This window comes from Herbaspirillum sp. NPDC101396 (genome assembly GCF_044767365.1).
GTDB lineage: Bacteria > Pseudomonadota > Gammaproteobacteria > Burkholderiales > Burkholderiaceae_D > Herbaspirillum.
Genome location: NZ_JBIWNT010000001.1, coordinates 1033090 through 1049060, shown reverse-complemented (window position 1 = coordinate 1049060; position 15971 = coordinate 1033090). Strand labels below are relative to the sequence as shown.

The window sequence follows — 15971 nt, the reverse complement described above, 5'->3', positions numbered from 1 at the left end:
AGACAGGAAAGACGGAATATATGGATACTTTGCAGAACATGCGCATTTTCATGCGTGTTGTCGATGCTGGCAGTTTTACGCTGGCTGCGCAACAAATGGAATTGACCACCGCCCACGTGTCGCGCGCGGTGGCGGACCTGGAGCGCCATCTGCGCACCCGGTTGCTGAACCGCACCACGCGCCGCATCGCCCTGACCGAAGCCGGCGAACGCTATCTGTTGCGTTGCGAACAGATCGTGTCCTACGTGCAGGAGGCCGAAGCCGAGGCCAGCGACGCCTACGTCAGACCGTCCGGGCGCCTGCGCATCCACACCATGACCAGCTTCGGACAGCGCTATGTCATCCCCGCGGTGTCGAGCTACCAGAAACGCTATCCGGATGTCGCCATCGAGCTGACGCTGGCGCAGCGCGTGCCGGACCTGCTGGAGGAAGGCTTCGACGTCTCGCTGGTGCTGGCGCGCGAGTTGCCGGATTCGGGCTTGATCTTCCGCCAGCTCAGCAGCATCTACAGCATTCTGTGCGCATCGCCGCTGTACCTGGAAAAGCACGGCGCGCCGCAAAAGCCGCAGGAATTGCTCAATCACAATTGCCTGCAACTGGTCAGCCCGGTGTCGCCGCTGGACGAGTGGGCAATGGAAGGCCCGGATGGCAGGGAAGTGGTGGCCATCAAGTCCAACTTCCACGTCAACGTCGCCGAAGCCATGCTGCTGGCATTGAAGGAAGGCATGGGCATCGGCGTGCTGCCGCTGTATTCGGCGGTGGACGCCTTGCGCGCCGGCACCATCGTGCGCGTGCTGCCGCACTACCGCATGCAGGACATGGGCGTGTATGCGCTGTACCCGTCGCGCCAATACCTGGATGCCAAGATCAGCACCTGGGTCGACTGGATGCACGAAAGCGTCGACAAGGCCTTGCAGGACGATCATCAGGCGCTTGACCGGCTCACGGTTCATTCGCCATGATTGCGTATTGATCAAGAAGACAAAAAAGGAAAAACGAACGATGCAATGGATTGCGGTTGGCATGGGTGCGGCACTGGGCGCCTGGTTGCGTTGGGGATTGAGCCTGTGGCTCAACGTCGCCGGGCAAGCGCTGCCATGGGGCACGCTGGCTGCCAACTGGGGCGGTGGTTTCGTGATCGGCTTCATGGTGGCGTTTTTTGAAGGGCACCAGGGCTTGCCGGCGGAGTGGCGCTTGTTCCTGATCACCGGTTTTCTGGGCGGCCTGACAACATTTTCAACGTTCTCGGCGGAAGCCATGCTGCTGCTGCAACGCGGCAACTACCTGTTGGCGATCGCTCATTCAGGCTTGCATCTGCTGGGTTCGGTCGCCTTGTGCGTGGCGGGTTTTGCAGTGTATCGCGCGGTGTTTGCATAGTCGGCGCGATGGACCGCGACGGCGCTTCTTTCAAGGTGATGGCCTTGTCCGGCAGTTTGCGGGCGGCATCTTCCAATACGGCGCTGCTGCAAGCGGCGGCAGTGCTGGCGCCGCCGTCGCTGCGCATCAGCTTGTATCTGGCATGGGCTGAGCTGCCGCCGTTCAATCCCGACGCCGAGGGCGCCGAGCCGGCGACGGTGTTGGCGTTCCGCGCTGCGCTGCGAGAGGCCGATGCGGTCCTGATCGCCAGCCCGGAATATGCCCACGGCGTGCCGGGCGCGTTCAAGAATGCGCTCGACTGGGTGGTCGGCAGCGGCGAATTCATCAACAAGCCGGTCGCCGCGCTCAATGCCTCCGGCCGTGCGGAACATGCGCAGGCGTCCTTGCTCGACACGCTGGCAATGATGAACGCCGATGTGGTTTTACCTGCTTCCGCAGTGGTGGCTTTGCCGACCAACAAGCTCGATACGGCCGCCATGCTGGCCGACAGAGCCGTCTCGGAAAAGCTGAGCGCCGCGCTGGCGGCTTTCGCCGGGCGCCTGGCGGACACCTTCCCGCGCCGGAGCGATCTACCGTAAGTTGATCTGGATCAAATCCGGCAGCCTTTCGCGGCCATACAGTCGGATCATTCCTTGAAATACGTCCGCACGTCCCAATTTTCTAGGTATTCAAAATTCGGAGCGAAAGCACACCATGCGTCTCGACAAACTCACCACAAAATTGCAGGAAGCTCTGGCGGATGCCCAGAGCCGGGCTGTCGGCAACGACAACCAATACATTGATCCGTCCCATCTGGTGCTGGCCCTGCTGGCCCAGGACGACGGCGGCGCGCGCTCGCTGCTGCAGCGCGCCGGCGTCAATGTGGCCGGACTGACTTCGGCGTTGCAGCACGCACTCACGCGCCTGCCCAAGGTTTCGGGCAATGGCGGCGAAGTGCAGATCGGCCGCGAGCTCGTGGCCTTGCTGAACCTGGCCGACAAGGAATCGCAAAAGCACGGCGACCAGTTCATCGCCAGCGAGATGGTCTTGCTCGGCCTGGCCGACGACAAGTCCGACGCCGGCCGCGCCGCGCGTGAAAACGGTCTCTCGCGCAAGTCCCTGGAAGCCGCCATCAGCACTGTGCGCGGCGGCGCCAGCGTGTCGTCGCAAGAGGGGGAAGGCCAGCGCGAGTCGCTCAAGAAATACACCCTCGACCTGACCGAGCGCGCCCGTGCCGGCAAGCTCGATCCGGTGATCGGCCGCGACGATGAAATCCGCCGCGCCATTCAGGTGCTGCAACGCCGCAGCAAGAACAATCCCGTGCTGATCGGCGAGCCCGGCGTCGGCAAGACCGCCATCGTCGAAGGTCTGGCGCAACGCATCGTCAGCGGCGAAGTGCCGGACAGCCTCAAGTCCAAGCGCGTGCTGTCGCTCGACATGGCAGCCTTGCTGGCCGGCGCCAAGTATCGCGGCGAGTTCGAAGAACGCCTGAAAGCCGTCTTGAAAGAGATCGCCCAGGATGAAGGCCAGACCATCGTCTTCATTGACGAGCTGCACACCATGGTTGGCGCCGGCAAGGCAGAAGGCGCGATGGATGCCGGCAACATGCTGAAGCCAGCATTGGCGCGCGGCGAGCTGCATTGCGTCGGCGCCACCACGCTCGACGAATACCGCAAGTACATCGAGAAGGACGCTGCGCTGGAGCGCCGCTTCCAGAAGATCATCGTCGACGAGCCCAGCGTGGAGGCGACCATCGCCATCTTGCGCGGCTTGCAGGAAAAGTACGAAGTCCATCACGGCGTCGACATTACCGATCCGGCCATCGTCGCTGCGGCAGAGTTGTCGCATCGCTATATCACCGACCGTTTCCTGCCGGACAAGGCAATCGACCTGATAGATGAAGCCGCCGCCAAGATCAAGATCGAAATCGACTCCAAGCCGGAGGTCATGGACAAGCTCGACCGTCGCCTGATCCAGTTGAAGATCGAACGTGAAGCCGTGAATCGCGAGAAGGACGAAGCCTCGCAGAAGCGTCTGACGCTGATCGAGGAAGAGATCGCCAAGCTCGAGCGCGAATACGCCGATCTCGAAGAAATCTGGAAAGCCGAAAAAGCCACGGTGCAGGGCAGCCAGCATCTGAAGGAAGAAATCGAGCAGATCCGTCTGCAGATGGATGACGCTACTCGCAAGAGCGACTGGCAGAAAGTGTCCGAGCTCAAGTACGGCAAGCTGGCCGAACTGGAGAAGGCACTGGAGATGCAGAACAAGCAGGACGCCGCCAGCGAACAGACCGTCGGCAAGCGGCGCCTGGTGCGTACCCAGGTCGGCGCCGAAGAAATCGCCGAGATCGTGGCGCGCGCAACCGGCATTCCGGTGTCGCGCATGATGCAGGGCGAGCGCGAAAAATTGTTGCACATGGAAGAGGTATTGCACGAACGCGTGGTGGGGCAGGATGAGGCGATTGTTGCAGTTTCGGATGCAATCCGCCGCTCACGCGCCGGCCTGGGCGATCCGGACAAGCCTTACGGTTCGTTCATGTTCCTCGGCCCCACCGGCGTGGGTAAAACCGAACTGTGCAAGGCGCTGGCGTCGTACCTGTTCGATACCGAAGAAGCGATGATCCGCATCGACATGAGCGAATTCATGGAGAAGCATTCGGTGGCCCGCCTGATCGGCGCGCCGCCGGGCTATGTCGGCTATGAAGAGGGCGGTTACCTGACCGAAGCGGTGCGGCGCAAGCCTTACAGCGTGATTCTGCTCGATGAAGTCGAGAAGGCGCATCCGGACGTGTTCAACGTCCTGCTGCAAGTGCTCGACGACGGCCGCCTGACCGATGGCCAGGGCCGCACGGTGGACTTCAAGAACACCGTGATCGTGATGACCTCCAACCTGGGTTCGCACAAGATCCAGGCCATGGAAGGCAGCGATGCGGCGGTGGTGAAGATGGCGGTGATGGCCGAGGTCAAGCTGCACTTCCGTCCCGAGTTCATCAACCGTGTCGACGAGATCGTGGTGTTCCATGCGCTGGACGAAAAGAACATCGGCGCGATCGCCAAGATCCAGCTGCATATCCTCGAGGCGCGTCTGGCCAAGATGGATATCGGTCTGGTCATTACCGACGCCGGATTGCAGAAGATCGCAGAGGCCGGATTCGATCCGGTCTATGGTGCGCGGCCGCTGAAACGGGCGATCCAGCAGGAAATCGAAAACCCCTTGTCGAAGCTCATCTTGCAAGGAAAGTTCGGTCCCAAGGACGTGGTCCATGTGAGTGTCAAAAATGGTGCACTTTCGTTTGAGCCGAACTGAAATGTCTTGATTAACTCTTTGTAATTATGCTATCTAGTTCCCTGACGGCCTGAGAGAAATACTTCGATAAAACGGGTATTTTTTTCAGGTTTCAGGGAATTTTTTTATATAAACGATTAAACTCTCTGATTCGGTGCCAGGTGGGCGAAATGAGGCATCAAATGACGTTAAGTCATGTATAAAAAACAATAAAACACGTGAACTATCCGTCCCAGACGACCGTGGCATAAGCAAGGGGTGAAATTCTGAAGCAATCTTCATTACAACGGCTGTTCATCTTGCCGTTTGTATTTCTGATGTTATGCCTGGCGGTGACGATAGGCTGGTTTCTGTATCGTGCCGGCGATGACGCCACCGAGGTGCTGGCGCGCAATGCATTGATGGACACCATGAACCGCGTCGGCCAGGCGACCGACCGGCAACTGCTGGGCGCGCGCGAGACGCTGCGCGTGGTGGCGCCGGATCCGATTCCGCCGGCCGAAAAGGGCGGGCCGCCGACCTACATCCCGTTCCCGAAAGAAAAGGCCGCGCTGGAAGAGCGTCTGTGGCTGGCCAACAGCCTGTTCGACGATCCCAGCTATGTCTATTTCGGCGGCGCGGACGGCAGTTTCCTGGGTGTGAAGCAGGAAGAGATGAATCTCTTCATGTACAGCACCCGCGATCCGCAGGGTAAAAACTACGTCTATCATTTGCGCGGCCCAGGCACCACGCCGACGCTGATCGCCACGCAGGACTACGAACCGCGCAATCGTCCCTGGTATCGCCAGGCCATCGAGCGCAAGCAGGAAACTTGGTCGCCGGTGTTCACTGATTTCCGTCTCAAGTTCCTCGGCATCACCTTGTCCAAGCCGGTCTATTCTCCCGAGCATGTCTTGCTGGGCGTGGCCACCAGCAGCATCGGCCTGCGCCGCCTGAGCGACTTCCTGCAAGCCTTGCCGCTGACCAAAAACGGCGTCGCCTTCATCATCGAGATGTCGGGCGACCTGATCGCCACTTCGGTGAACGAGCCGATCCATAAGGTCGACGGTGCCAACTTCGTGCGCCTGAACGCCGGGCAGAGCACCTCGCCCATCGTGCGGCAGTCGTATGCCGACCTGGTCGCCTACATGAAGACGCAAAAGCTGGAGCCGGGAAAACTGGTGGTCCAGTCGCTGCAGACCGATGGTCCCAAGACCGAACTGGCGTTCCGCCTGCATCACGACGACGCCGGGCTGGACTGGGTGGCGGTCAGCGCGGTGAGCCGGTCCGACTTCCTCGGCTCGGTGACCGGCGGCGTTTACCAGACATTGTTGTTGGGTTTCATTGCTGTGTGCATGACGTTTGTGCTGGGCTTTGTGATCCTGCGCTGGGTGCTGCGCGACATTCGTAAGTTGACCTTGGCGGCCAAGAGCATCGGCAACGGCGAGCCTTTCCCGTCGCTCAATATCGATCGCCGCGACGAAATCGGCCAGCTGGCGCAGAGTTTCCAGGAAATGGAACGCAACCTGCGCACCGACCGCCTGACCAATGTGCTTAACCGCGATTCGTTCATCGCGCAGATCGACTTCCGCCGCCGCAAGGGGACGGAGGTGGCCCCGCTGCAATTTGCGCTGCTGTTCATCGACCTCGACAAGTTCAAGTCGATCAACGACCAGTACGGCCATGACGAAGGCGACAAGGTGCTGATTTCGGCGGCGTCGCAATTGCAGCATGCTCTGCGCAAGGACGACTCGGTCGCGCGCTTTGGCGGCGATGAGTTCGTGGTCTACCTGCATGGCGTGACCGACGAGAACATCGCCAAGTCGATCGCCGAGAAGATCCGCAACTTCCTCAACCAGCCTATCGAAGGGCGCGACGGCAATCAGTATCACGTCGATGCTTCCATCGGCGTGGCCTTGTTCCCGCAGGACGGCCTGGATATCGAAACGCTGCTGCGGGTCGCCGACGAACGCATGTTCGAGCAGAAGCGCATGCACCGCATTCTGTCGTATGACGGCAAGGACAAGCAGTAATCGGCGTCAGTCGTGAAATGAAAAAGCCGTGCTCAGCACGGCTTTTTTTTGTCTGTCGCCAGCCATGGCCGGTGCGGATCAACGCAATTCAAAGTCGCGCAAGTCCGGGTAACTGCTTTATCGCGTCGGCCGGGTAATCATGCGGTCTCCGCTTTGCGCAGGATGCTTTCGATGGCGCCGGTTTGCGCAACGATCTCCTGCAGGTCGCTGTCGAGCAGCGCGGAGCGGCGCTGGAAGGTATGCCAGCCGGACCATTCGCTCACTTCGGGCTCGGTCGCCAGGGCGATGTCTTCGGCCGCCACGGTTTCCGCCAGCGGATTGACCGGCACGACTTCCTCCACCGGTACGGTCGTCGCGGTATTGCCGCCGGGACCTGCCAGGATGCCTTGCGCCTGCAACAGATGCGCGGTGGCGCTCTGGTAAGTCTGCTCGATCAGCTTGTTGACGGGAGCGCGCGGCAAGCCTTCGGCATGGCGGCGCAGCAGGATGCGCAGTGCGGCAATGTGGGCCGCCACCAGGTAGTTCTGCACCACGAAGCGGTTGATCTCGCGCACCGCACGCTGCTTGCTGATCGGTTCGTCCATCATGCGCACCTGCGCCGAGATCAGCGCCGACAGGCTGTCCATGAAACCCTTGCGGCAGACGCGGTAAAAGAAATCATCGCCCACTTTGCCTTCCAGCATGTCGCGGCTGGCCTTGATGTAGCGATGGCTGGCGTGCAGCACGTTCTTGAGCAGGCGTGGCAGGTCGCGGTATTCCCAGCTCGGCAGCACGTAGCTGAAAAGGGTGGCGATGGCTACGCCAATGACGGTATCGATCAGGCGCTCGCTGACCGCGCCGTGATGGCCGGCCGGCAGCAGCAGGTTGAGCAGCATCAGGATCTGCACCGAGGCCGCGATCGCGGTGTAACGGTATTTGACGTAGGTGAAGGCCGGCGCCGCTACGCTGGCGATGAACAGCACCGCCAGCAAGCCTATCGGATCATGCACGAAGCGCAGGATCAGCGCGGTCAGCAGGCAGCCGATGATGGTGCCTATCAGGCGGTCGCTCACGCGCTGCTTGGTCGAGCTGAAATTGGGCTTGAGGATGATGACGATGGTCAGCACGATCCAGTAGCCGTGCGACATGTACGGCAGATGCGCGGCGATCCACAGGCCGGTCGAGACCGCCAGCGCGACACGGATGGCGAAGCGGAATATCGGCGATTGCCAGCGCAGGTTGGCGATCAGCAGGCCGGCCTTGTACTTTTGCTGGGTCAGGAACGGCGTCATGTCGGACCCCGGCAGGATCGGGATCGCATCGATCGGGGTTTGCGTGGCCAGGTGCAGTTGCGAGATCAGCTCGATGATGTCGAGGATCTTGTTGTAGGTCACGCGCAGCACCGTGATGGCTTCGTCGGGGATGTGACCGGCCAGGTTGTCCTGCTGCAGCTGTTGCATCTCGTACTGAACGGCGCGCAGTTCCGCCTTGTAATTGACGGTTGGCGTCGAGATGCGCTTGCGGGTGACGGCGTAGGCGATCGACTCGATATCTTCGGCGGTCTTGTTGGCCAGGTCGCGCAGGAAGATGATGACGTCGGTGTCGCCGAAATGGCTGCGCAGCAGGGCGTAGTCGGCATGCGTCGACAACACCTGTTCATACAGCTCCAGCATGCTCAGGTGGACATGCACCAGCAAGCCGTCCTGCTTGGTGTGCATGTCGCGCAGCACCAGGTCGCGTGACGCCTGCAGCTTGTCGGCCAGCACGATCTGCTGGCGCACCAGCGTCGTGAACTGCGTCTGCAGATCACTGCGCACGTCGTAGAAATCGGCCTTGATGCGCAAGTAGCGCGCCAGCTCGAACAGCGCTTCCGCCAGCACTTGCTGTTTGACGCGCCGCCGCAAAAAGTAGGACACGATCATCGAATAGGTCAGGTAGCCGAGGCCGCCGGCGAGGAAGAAACCTGCATGCAGGAAGGCTTCGTCAAACGGCACGCTGTTTTCCATCGACAGCGTCATCACCATTAACGCTGCGAATTGCAGCGGCAAGGTCTTCTTGCCGTACACCACCATCATGCTGGCGAGGAAGCTCACCAGCACCATCGCCACGCTGACCAGCCAGTGGATCGGCGCGCACAGGCTGATCACCAGCATCACCAGGGTGCACAGCAGCACGCCGGCGAGCATTTCATTGAATTTGTGACGCAGCGGGCTGGGCAAGTCCATCAGGCTGGTGCACAAGGCGCCGAGGAAGACCGTCATGGTGGTCTGCATGTCGGCCATGTTGAAGACCAGCATGGTCAGACCGACGACGCCGGTGGCGATGCGCAGGCCGGTATAGAAATAATGACTGAAGAGGAAGGTGCGGATATCCAGGGCGTAATGCATGGGGGCGTCGGCTGATTTCTATTAGCGCCATTCTGACCCTTCTGCACTCAATAGACAACCAATAGGCAATCGATGCCGGTCGGACGACTGCTGAAAGAGACGTCGGACTCTTCAGCAACCGTCATGTACCATGCTTGCAGCGCTTCCGATCTCACGGCAGCGGGAACACCAGGCAAGTCGTCGTGGCATGCGCATAAATCTTGCCGTCGACGTCGATGATGCGGCCTTCGGCGATGCCGACGCGGTTGCCGACCTGGATCACCTTGCCTTCGGCGCGCACAGGGCCGGTCTTCGCGGTCAGTGCGCGGATCAGGTTCACCTTCAGCTCCAGTGTGGTGTAACCCATGCCTTGCGGCAGCACGGAATGCACGGCGCAGCCGACGGCCGAGTCGAGCAGGGTGCAGAAATAGCCGCCATGCACGCTGCCCAGCGGGTTGTAGTGCTGCTTGCCAGGTGTGCCCTGAAATACGATGCGGCCCGGTTCGCCTTCAACCGGGATGAAATCCATGGTTTCGCCGATCGGCACCGACGGCAGCTCGCCGTCCCAGATGCGCTGCAGGAAATCCATGCCGCTGCCGGCCTTCAGCTCATCCATTGACGCGACGCCGGGCGCGGCCAGTTTGGCGCGCACTTCGGCTTCGCGGGCTTGCCATTGACGGAGTGTCTCTTCTCTGTTGCTGGTGGGGCTCATGGAGGTCCTTATTGTTTATATCGTTATGGGGTGGCGGTCGTTCTGCACTAAAAAATGATGCGTGACTTTTATGATGAAAGACGGAGTGCATTATGCCCCGGCATCGGCGCAACGGCAAAAGGAGCTGTGGCCGGAGTATGTTTTTCATGATGCAAAAACGTCGTTCCACATTATGAAAAGTAGGATTGCGCAGCATCATGAAAGCATTTCATTTTCAGAAATTTCGTTTCGCATCGCAAAAAACAATATTTAAGCTTTTGAATATTAACGATAAAAATTTATTGATATGTCTTATATAAGACATTGTTGCTCTGCACCTAAAGGCCTACTATGAAGTCATGGATTTCACTTCTTGACCTCCATTTTCTGACTACCTTAAGGAGATTGACCATGACGACACGCGAACAACAAATTCAGGCACTGGCTAAAGACTGGGCGGAGAACCCACGTTGGACAGGCGTCAAGCGCAACTACTCGGCCGATGACGTGGTGCGCCTGCGAGGCTCGGTGCAGATCGAGCACACGCTGGCAAAACGCGGCGCTGAAAAGCTGTGGAATCTGGTCAACAACGAACCGTTCGTCAACGCCCTCGGCGCGCTGACCGGCAATCAGGCGATGCAACAGGTCAAGGCCGGCCTGAAGGCGATCTACCTGTCCGGCTGGCAAGTTGCCGGCGACGCCAACCTGGCCGGCGAAATGTATCCCGACCAATCGCTGTATCCGGCCAACTCGGTGCCGATGGTGGTCAAGCGCATCAACAATACGTTCCAACGCGCCGACCAGATCCAATGGTCGGAAGGCAAGAATGACATCGACTTCTTTGCACCGATCGTGGCCGACGCGGAAGCCGGCTTCGGCGGCGTGCTGAACGCCTACGAACTGATGAAGTCGATGATCGACGCGGGTGCCGCCGGCGTCCACTTCGAAGATCAGCTGGCGTCGGTGAAGAAGTGCGGTCACATGGGCGGCAAGGTGCTGGTGCCGACACGTGAAGCGGTCGAGAAGCTCAACGCCGCGCGCCTGGCGGCTGACGTTTCCGGTACCAGCACACTGGTGATCGCCCGTACCGATGCCGAGGCGGCCGACTTGCTGACGTCCGATGTGGACGACAATGACAAGCCGTTCCTGACCGGCGAGCGCACCGTCGAAGGTTTCTTCAAGACCCGTCCGGGTATTGATCAGGCTATCTCGCGCGGTCTGGCTTATTCGGAGTACGCCGATCTGGTGTGGTGTGAAACCGGCAAGCCGGACCTGGCCTTCGCCAAGAAATTCGCCGAAGCCATTCACGCCAAGTTCCCCGGCAAGATGCTGTCGTATAACTGCTCGCCGTCGTTCAACTGGAAGAAGAACCTGGACGACGCCACCATCGCCAAATTCCAGAAGGAACTGGGCGCCATGGGTTACAAGTTCCAGTTCATCACGCTGGCCGGTTTCCATGCGCTGAACTATTCGATGTTCAACCTGGCGCACGGCTATGCGCGCAACCAGATGTCGGCCTTCGTGGAATTGCAGGAAGCCGAATTCGCCGCAGCCGACAAGGGCTTCACTGCGGTAAAGCATCAGCGCGAAGTCGGCACCGGTTACTTCGACGCGGTCACCCAGGCGATTCAGCAAGGCCAGTCGTCGACCACAGCGTTGCACGGTTCGACCGAAGATGAACAATTCTTCGATGGCGCCGAAAAGAAGGTTGCTTAAGTTTGCTTAAGGGCGATTGAAGTTTCAGGGGGTATCCACCCCCGTCCCTGCGGGAGCCGCACTCCACAAGAGTGCGGCTTTTTTATTGTCGGCTTATTTCTGGCGGGAGACCATGCCGTCGCGCACCTCGAACACGGCGTCGCCGAGCACCTCGACGTCGGCCGGATCGTGCGTGATGATCAGCATCGGCACATGCAGTTGTTGTTGCAATTCGCTGAGCTCTTGACGCATGCGTTCGCGCAGCGACAGATCGAGCGCGGAAAACGGCTCGTCCAGCAGCAGGATGTCAGGTTGCGCCACCAGCGCGCGCGCCAGGGCGACGCGCTGACGCTGGCCGCCGGAAATCTGCGAGGGATAACTGCCGGCCGTGGCGTCCAGTCCGAACGCCTGCAACCAGCGCGCGACTGCCGGATGCGCGGCAGGCTTGCGCAGATTGAAGCAGCCGCGCTGCAATCCGAAGGCAATGTTCTGCGCCACGGTAAGGTGAGGGAAGAGCGCGTAATCCTGGAACAGATAGGCGACATTGCGCTGCTGCGGCTTGACGTTGATGCCTTGTGTGGCATCGAACAGCGTGCCCTGGTTCAGCGTGATCCTGCCTTCGTCCGGCGTCATCAGACCGGCCACGGCCTTGAGCGTCAGGCTCTTGCCTGAGCCCGAGGGACCGTACAGCACGATGCGGTCGCTGTCAGAGGCAAAGTCGATGTCGAGCTGGAATGTACGGTCGTTGGCGCGCAGCTCCTTGCGGATGTGGACAGCGACGCTCATGACAGATCCGCCCGGCGGGTGTGGCCCGGCATCAGGCGTCCGGCGATCAGCAGCACGGCGACGCAAGTGACTGACGTGATCACCACCAGCAAGGTGGCGGTGGAATCATCGCCGGCCTGCACCGCTTCATAGATCGCGACGGAGAGTGTTTGCGTGCGGCCGGGCAGATTGCCGGCGATCATCAGCGTGGCGCCGAATTCACCGAGCGCGCGGGCAAACGCCAACAGTACGCCGGCGGCAATGCCGCGCGCCGCCAGCGGCAGGCTGACGCGGAAGAACACGCCGGCTTCGGATACGCCCAGCACGCGCGCGGCGTTTTCCAGCTGTTTATCGACATTTTCAAAGGCGGCGCGCGCCGACTTCAGCACCAGCGGGAAGGCCACGATGGTCGAGGCGACCACCGCGCCTTGCCAGGTGAAGACCAGCTCAATGCCCATGCCGGACAACCACGCGCCGAAGGTGCCGCGCTTGCCGAACAGCACCAGCAGGTAGTAGCCGAGCACGGTCGGCGGCAGCACCAGCGGCAGCGTCAGGATGGAGTCGATCAGGTCGCGCAGCGGCGAGCGCCAGCGCGACAGCCCGTAGGCCGCCGCGACGCCGAAGAAGAGATTGAGGATCGTTGCCCAACCCGCGACCTTGAGCGAGAGCAGCAACGGGGTCCAGACTGCAGCCATAGGTTAAGAAAGCGCGTGAGCGAGTGAGAGTTGATCAGCCCGCAGCGTATCAGGGTTTGAGGAAGCCGTAACGCGCCAGTACAGCCTGGCCGGCGGCCGATTGCACGTAGGCGAGGTACTTTGCCGCCAGTTCTGCCTGCGCGGTGCTTGCCGTTACCGCGATTGGATACGTGGCAGGTGTATCGGAGGGAATGCGGATCGCGACCTTGACCTTGTCCGGCATGACGGCGGCATCGGTGGCGAAGACGAAGCCGGCCTCGACTTCGCCGCGCGCGACGTAGTCCAGGCTCTGGCGCACGTTTTGCGCCATCACGCCCTTGGCCAGCACGGCATCCCACAGGCCGGCGCTTTCCAGCGCGGTCTTGGTGTAGCGACCGAACGGCACCGACGCCGGGTTGCCCAGCGCGACCTTCTTGACGGCGGGCTGAGTCAGGTCCTTCAGGCTGGCGAGCGGCAGGGTGCTGTCGCTGGGGACGATCAGGACGATCTGGTTGGCGGCGAAATTCTTGCGGGTGGACGCTTGCACGGCCTTTTCTGCGACAGCCTTGTCCATCGCCGTCTGGTCCGCCGAGGCGAACACGTCAGCCGGCGCGCCGCGCACGATTTGCTGCATCAGGATGTCGGAGGCGCCGAAGTTGTTGATCACCTTGACGCCGGGATTTTGCTGTTCAAATGCGGTGCCCAGATCCTTGAACGCATTGGTCAGGCTGGCGGCGGCGGAGACCACGAGGTCTGTCGCATGGGCGGCGGTCGTCGCCAAGGGCAGCGCCAGCAAGACGAGCGAAGCAGACGCAGCGAGGCGGCGCATTTGTGCGGCAAACGAAGAGGGCATGTGAGTTCCTGTTTTTCTGAGTGGGAAGACGAATCTGGTCGGAATATACGTAAGGATATAACGATAGTCAATTCGCTGTCGCATATACATGTAATTTGCCCGGAGCCCTTGCTACAATCGCGGTCATGACAAATTCCAAAACCGTACGATTGCGCGTGATGCAGGGCGACACGATCGCCTTCGGCCCCGGCAAAGCCGCCTTGCTGCTGGCGATAGACCGCACGGGGTCGATTTCCGGGGCGGCGCGGGAAATGGAAATGTCATACCGGCGCGCCTGGTTGCTGGTCGAAGAAATGAACCGCTGCTTCAATCAGCCGCTGGTGGAGACTGCGACCGGCGGCGCCAAGGGCGGCGGCGCCAGCATCACCGCGCTGGCGCGCGAGGTGGTGGCCTGCTACCAGCGCATGCAAAAGAAGGCCGACAGCGCCATCGAAAAAGACATGCAGCACCTGCAATCCCTGATCGTCGGCAAGGACTGAACGCGGTCCGATGCGCAACACTCTCCTCAAATACCGGTTCCGCCTGCAAACCTGGCTGCGCATGTCCGAGAGCCATGCGATGCTGCTGTGGGCGGCCGTGGTCGGCTTCGTCGGCTCGCTGGCGACGATCGGTTTCCGCGAATGCATCGATGCCGTGCAATACCTGCTGACCGGTCATAGCGGTAGTTTCGTCGAAATCGCCAAAGGCCTGTCCTGGCAGATGCGCGTGCTGTTGCCGACCTGCGGCGGCGTGGTGGCCGGGCTGATCCTGATCTGGGCCAAACGCATGCCGGCCGGCGCCACCTCGGATTACATGGAGGCCGTGGCCATCGGCGACGGCCAGATCCCGATTCGCCACACCTTGCTGCGCAGCCTGTCGTCGCTGGCCACGGTAGGCTCGGGCGGCTCGATCGGGCGGGAAGGGCCGATGGTGCAACTGGCCGCCTTGTGCGCTTCGCTGGTCGGCCGCTTCGCCCACTTTCCGTCCTCGCGCATGCGCCTGCTGGTGGCCTGCGGCGCCGCTGCCGGGATTACCTCCGCCTACAACGCGCCGATCGCGGGCGCCTTCTTCGTCACTGAAATCGTGCTCGGCGCGCTGGTCATGGAAAGCTTCGGCCCGGTGGTCGTGGCGTCGGTGGTGGCCAACATCACCATGCGCGAGCTGCCGGGCTACAAGCCGGCGTACGAGATGCCGTATTTTCCCGAAGTGGCAGGTGTCGAAATCATCCTGTTCGTCGTGCTGGGCGTGATTGCCGGACTGCTGGCGCCGCAATTCCTGCGCCTGCTCGAATTGAGCAAGACCTTGTTTCAGAAAACACGCCTGCCGTTGCCGCTGAGACTGGGACTGGGCGGCTTGCTGGTGGGTTTGCTGTCGGTGCGGGTGCCGGAAGTGTGGGGAAACGGCTACAGCGTGGTCAATTCGCTGCTGCACACCGACTGGCTGTGGTCGACGGTGCTGATCGTGATGATCTACAAGATCGTCGCGACGGCGCTGACCACCGGCTCGGGCGCAGTCGGCGGGATTTTCACGCCAACCTTGTTCGTCGGCGCGGCCATCGGTTTCCTGTTCGGCGACATGGCGCACACCTTGTGGCCGCATGCGATTTCGCAGCCGTTCGCGTATGCCATGGTGGGCATGGGCGCGTTCCTGGCTGCCGCGACCAATGCGCCGCTGATGGCGATCCTGATGATCTTCGAGATGACGCTGAGTTATCAGGTGGTGCTGCCGTTGATGCTGTCGTGTGTGGTGGCGTATGTCATCGCGCGCAGCCTGGATGGCAATTCGATGTATGAAATCACGCTCAAGCGCCACCGCGACGCGGCCGAACGCATCCGCCTGCGCGGCACTCACATGAGCGAACTGATCAAGCCCGCAGAAACGGTGTTGTACAAGGATGCGCCGTTCTCCGAAGTGACCCGCATCTTCCTGCAGTATCCGGTCAAATACATCTACATCACCGATCAGGAGAATCGCTATCTGGGAGTGGTGGCCTTGCAGGACGTGACCTCGTTGCTGCTCGACAAGGACAACATCGGAGCAAAATGCGCGGGAGATTTCATGCGTACTCACTTCTTGCACGAGGTCACGCCGGACATGTCGCTGGGAGAGGCCCTGCAACTCTTCCTTGATCACCAGGGCGAACGTCTGCCGGTGATTTCCAGCACGGAAGACCCGCGCCTGCTGGGCGTGGTGTTCAAAACCTCGTTGCTGGATGCGTATTTTAGGCTTGACCGTTCTGGCGAGTAGGTTGTTTTGAAAACTGTTGATGGCTTTGTAACATTCGAGGCCCGGGCGACTATTCGGCAGGCAACCTTG

General features: G+C 60.8%; 13 protein-coding genes. 8 read left to right on the top strand and 5 right to left on the bottom strand.

What is annotated here, in order from left to right:
* The first annotated feature begins 20 nt into the window (after window positions 1–20).
* The 5 genes from ACIROY_RS04705 (at window position 21) to ACIROY_RS04685 (ending at window position 6653) form a co-directional block, all read left to right on the top strand.
* Window positions 21–962, top strand: a complete 942-nt coding sequence (locus ACIROY_RS04705; RefSeq protein ID WP_402340049.1) for a LysR family transcriptional regulator — start codon at window positions 21–23, stop codon at window positions 960–962.
* A gap of 40 nt (window positions 963–1002) precedes the next feature.
* Window positions 1003–1377: a fluoride efflux transporter CrcB gene (gene crcB, locus ACIROY_RS04700; RefSeq protein ID WP_402340046.1), complete on the top strand. Its 375-nt coding sequence runs from the start codon at window positions 1003–1005 to the stop codon at window positions 1375–1377.
* A gap of 8 nt (window positions 1378–1385) precedes the next feature.
* The gene (locus ACIROY_RS04695) at window positions 1386–1955 is read left to right on the top strand and encodes an NADPH-dependent FMN reductase (protein WP_402270631.1); all 570 of its coding nucleotides are present in this window, start codon (window positions 1386–1388) and stop codon (window positions 1953–1955) included.
* Between the two features lie 115 nt (window positions 1956–2070).
* Window positions 2071–4662 (top strand): ATP-dependent chaperone ClpB, encoded by a 2592-nt coding sequence (gene clpB / locus ACIROY_RS04690; RefSeq protein ID WP_402340043.1) that lies wholly within the window; start codon window positions 2071–2073, stop codon window positions 4660–4662.
* A gap of 296 nt (window positions 4663–4958) precedes the next feature.
* Window positions 4959–6653, top strand: a complete 1695-nt coding sequence (locus tag ACIROY_RS04685) for a diguanylate cyclase (RefSeq protein ID WP_402272409.1) — start codon at window positions 4959–4961, stop codon at window positions 6651–6653.
* A 137-nt stretch (window positions 6654–6790) separates the two neighbouring features.
* On the opposite strand, the gene ACIROY_RS04680 is transcribed toward ACIROY_RS04685, so the two are convergent.
* Both ACIROY_RS04680 and ACIROY_RS04675 read right to left on the bottom strand, forming a co-directional pair.
* On the bottom strand, window positions 6791–9019 hold the full coding sequence (locus tag ACIROY_RS04680; RefSeq protein ID WP_402270635.1) for an FUSC family membrane protein: 2229 nt from the start codon (window positions 9017–9019) through the stop codon (window positions 6791–6793).
* Between the two features lie 151 nt (window positions 9020–9170).
* Window positions 9171–9710 carry a PaaI family thioesterase gene (locus ACIROY_RS04675; protein ID WP_402340040.1) on the bottom strand — a complete coding sequence of 180 codons (540 nt, stop codon included), beginning with the start codon at window positions 9708–9710 and terminating at the stop codon, window positions 9171–9173.
* A 390-nt stretch (window positions 9711–10100) separates the two neighbouring features.
* On the opposite strand from ACIROY_RS04675, the gene aceA reads away from it, so the two are divergent.
* On the top strand, window positions 10101–11405 hold the full coding sequence (gene aceA, locus ACIROY_RS04670; protein ID WP_402270640.1) for an isocitrate lyase: 1305 nt from the start codon (window positions 10101–10103) through the stop codon (window positions 11403–11405).
* 93 nt (window positions 11406–11498) lie between these two features.
* On the opposite strand, the gene ACIROY_RS04665 is transcribed toward aceA, so the two are convergent.
* The 3 genes from ACIROY_RS04665 to modA are packed head-to-tail and all read right to left on the bottom strand — an operon-like array spanning window position 11499 to window position 13652.
* Window positions 11499–12170 (bottom strand): sulfate/molybdate ABC transporter ATP-binding protein, encoded by a 672-nt coding sequence (locus ACIROY_RS04665; RefSeq protein WP_402340037.1) that lies wholly within the window; start codon window positions 12168–12170, stop codon window positions 11499–11501.
* Window positions 12167–12844, bottom strand: a complete 678-nt coding sequence (gene modB / locus ACIROY_RS04660; RefSeq protein ID WP_402340034.1) for a molybdate ABC transporter permease subunit — start codon at window positions 12842–12844, stop codon at window positions 12167–12169. Before modB ends, ACIROY_RS04665 begins: the two co-directional genes overlap by 4 nt.
* Before the next feature lie 49 nt (window positions 12845–12893).
* Window positions 12894–13652, bottom strand: coding sequence for a molybdate ABC transporter substrate-binding protein (gene modA, locus ACIROY_RS04655; RefSeq protein WP_402272411.1), 759 nt, complete (start codon window positions 13650–13652; stop codon window positions 12894–12896).
* 149 nt (window positions 13653–13801) lie between these two features.
* Between modA and ACIROY_RS04650 the strand changes: the two genes are divergently transcribed.
* Window positions 13802–14155: a winged helix-turn-helix domain-containing protein gene (locus ACIROY_RS04650; protein ID WP_402270648.1), complete on the top strand. Its 354-nt coding sequence runs from the start codon at window positions 13802–13804 to the stop codon at window positions 14153–14155.
* Window positions 14156–14165: 10 nt separating this feature from the next.
* Window positions 14166–15902 (top strand): ClcB-like voltage-gated chloride channel protein, encoded by a 1737-nt coding sequence (locus ACIROY_RS04645; RefSeq protein WP_402340031.1) that lies wholly within the window; start codon window positions 14166–14168, stop codon window positions 15900–15902.
* Window positions 15903–15971 lie beyond the last annotated feature (69 nt).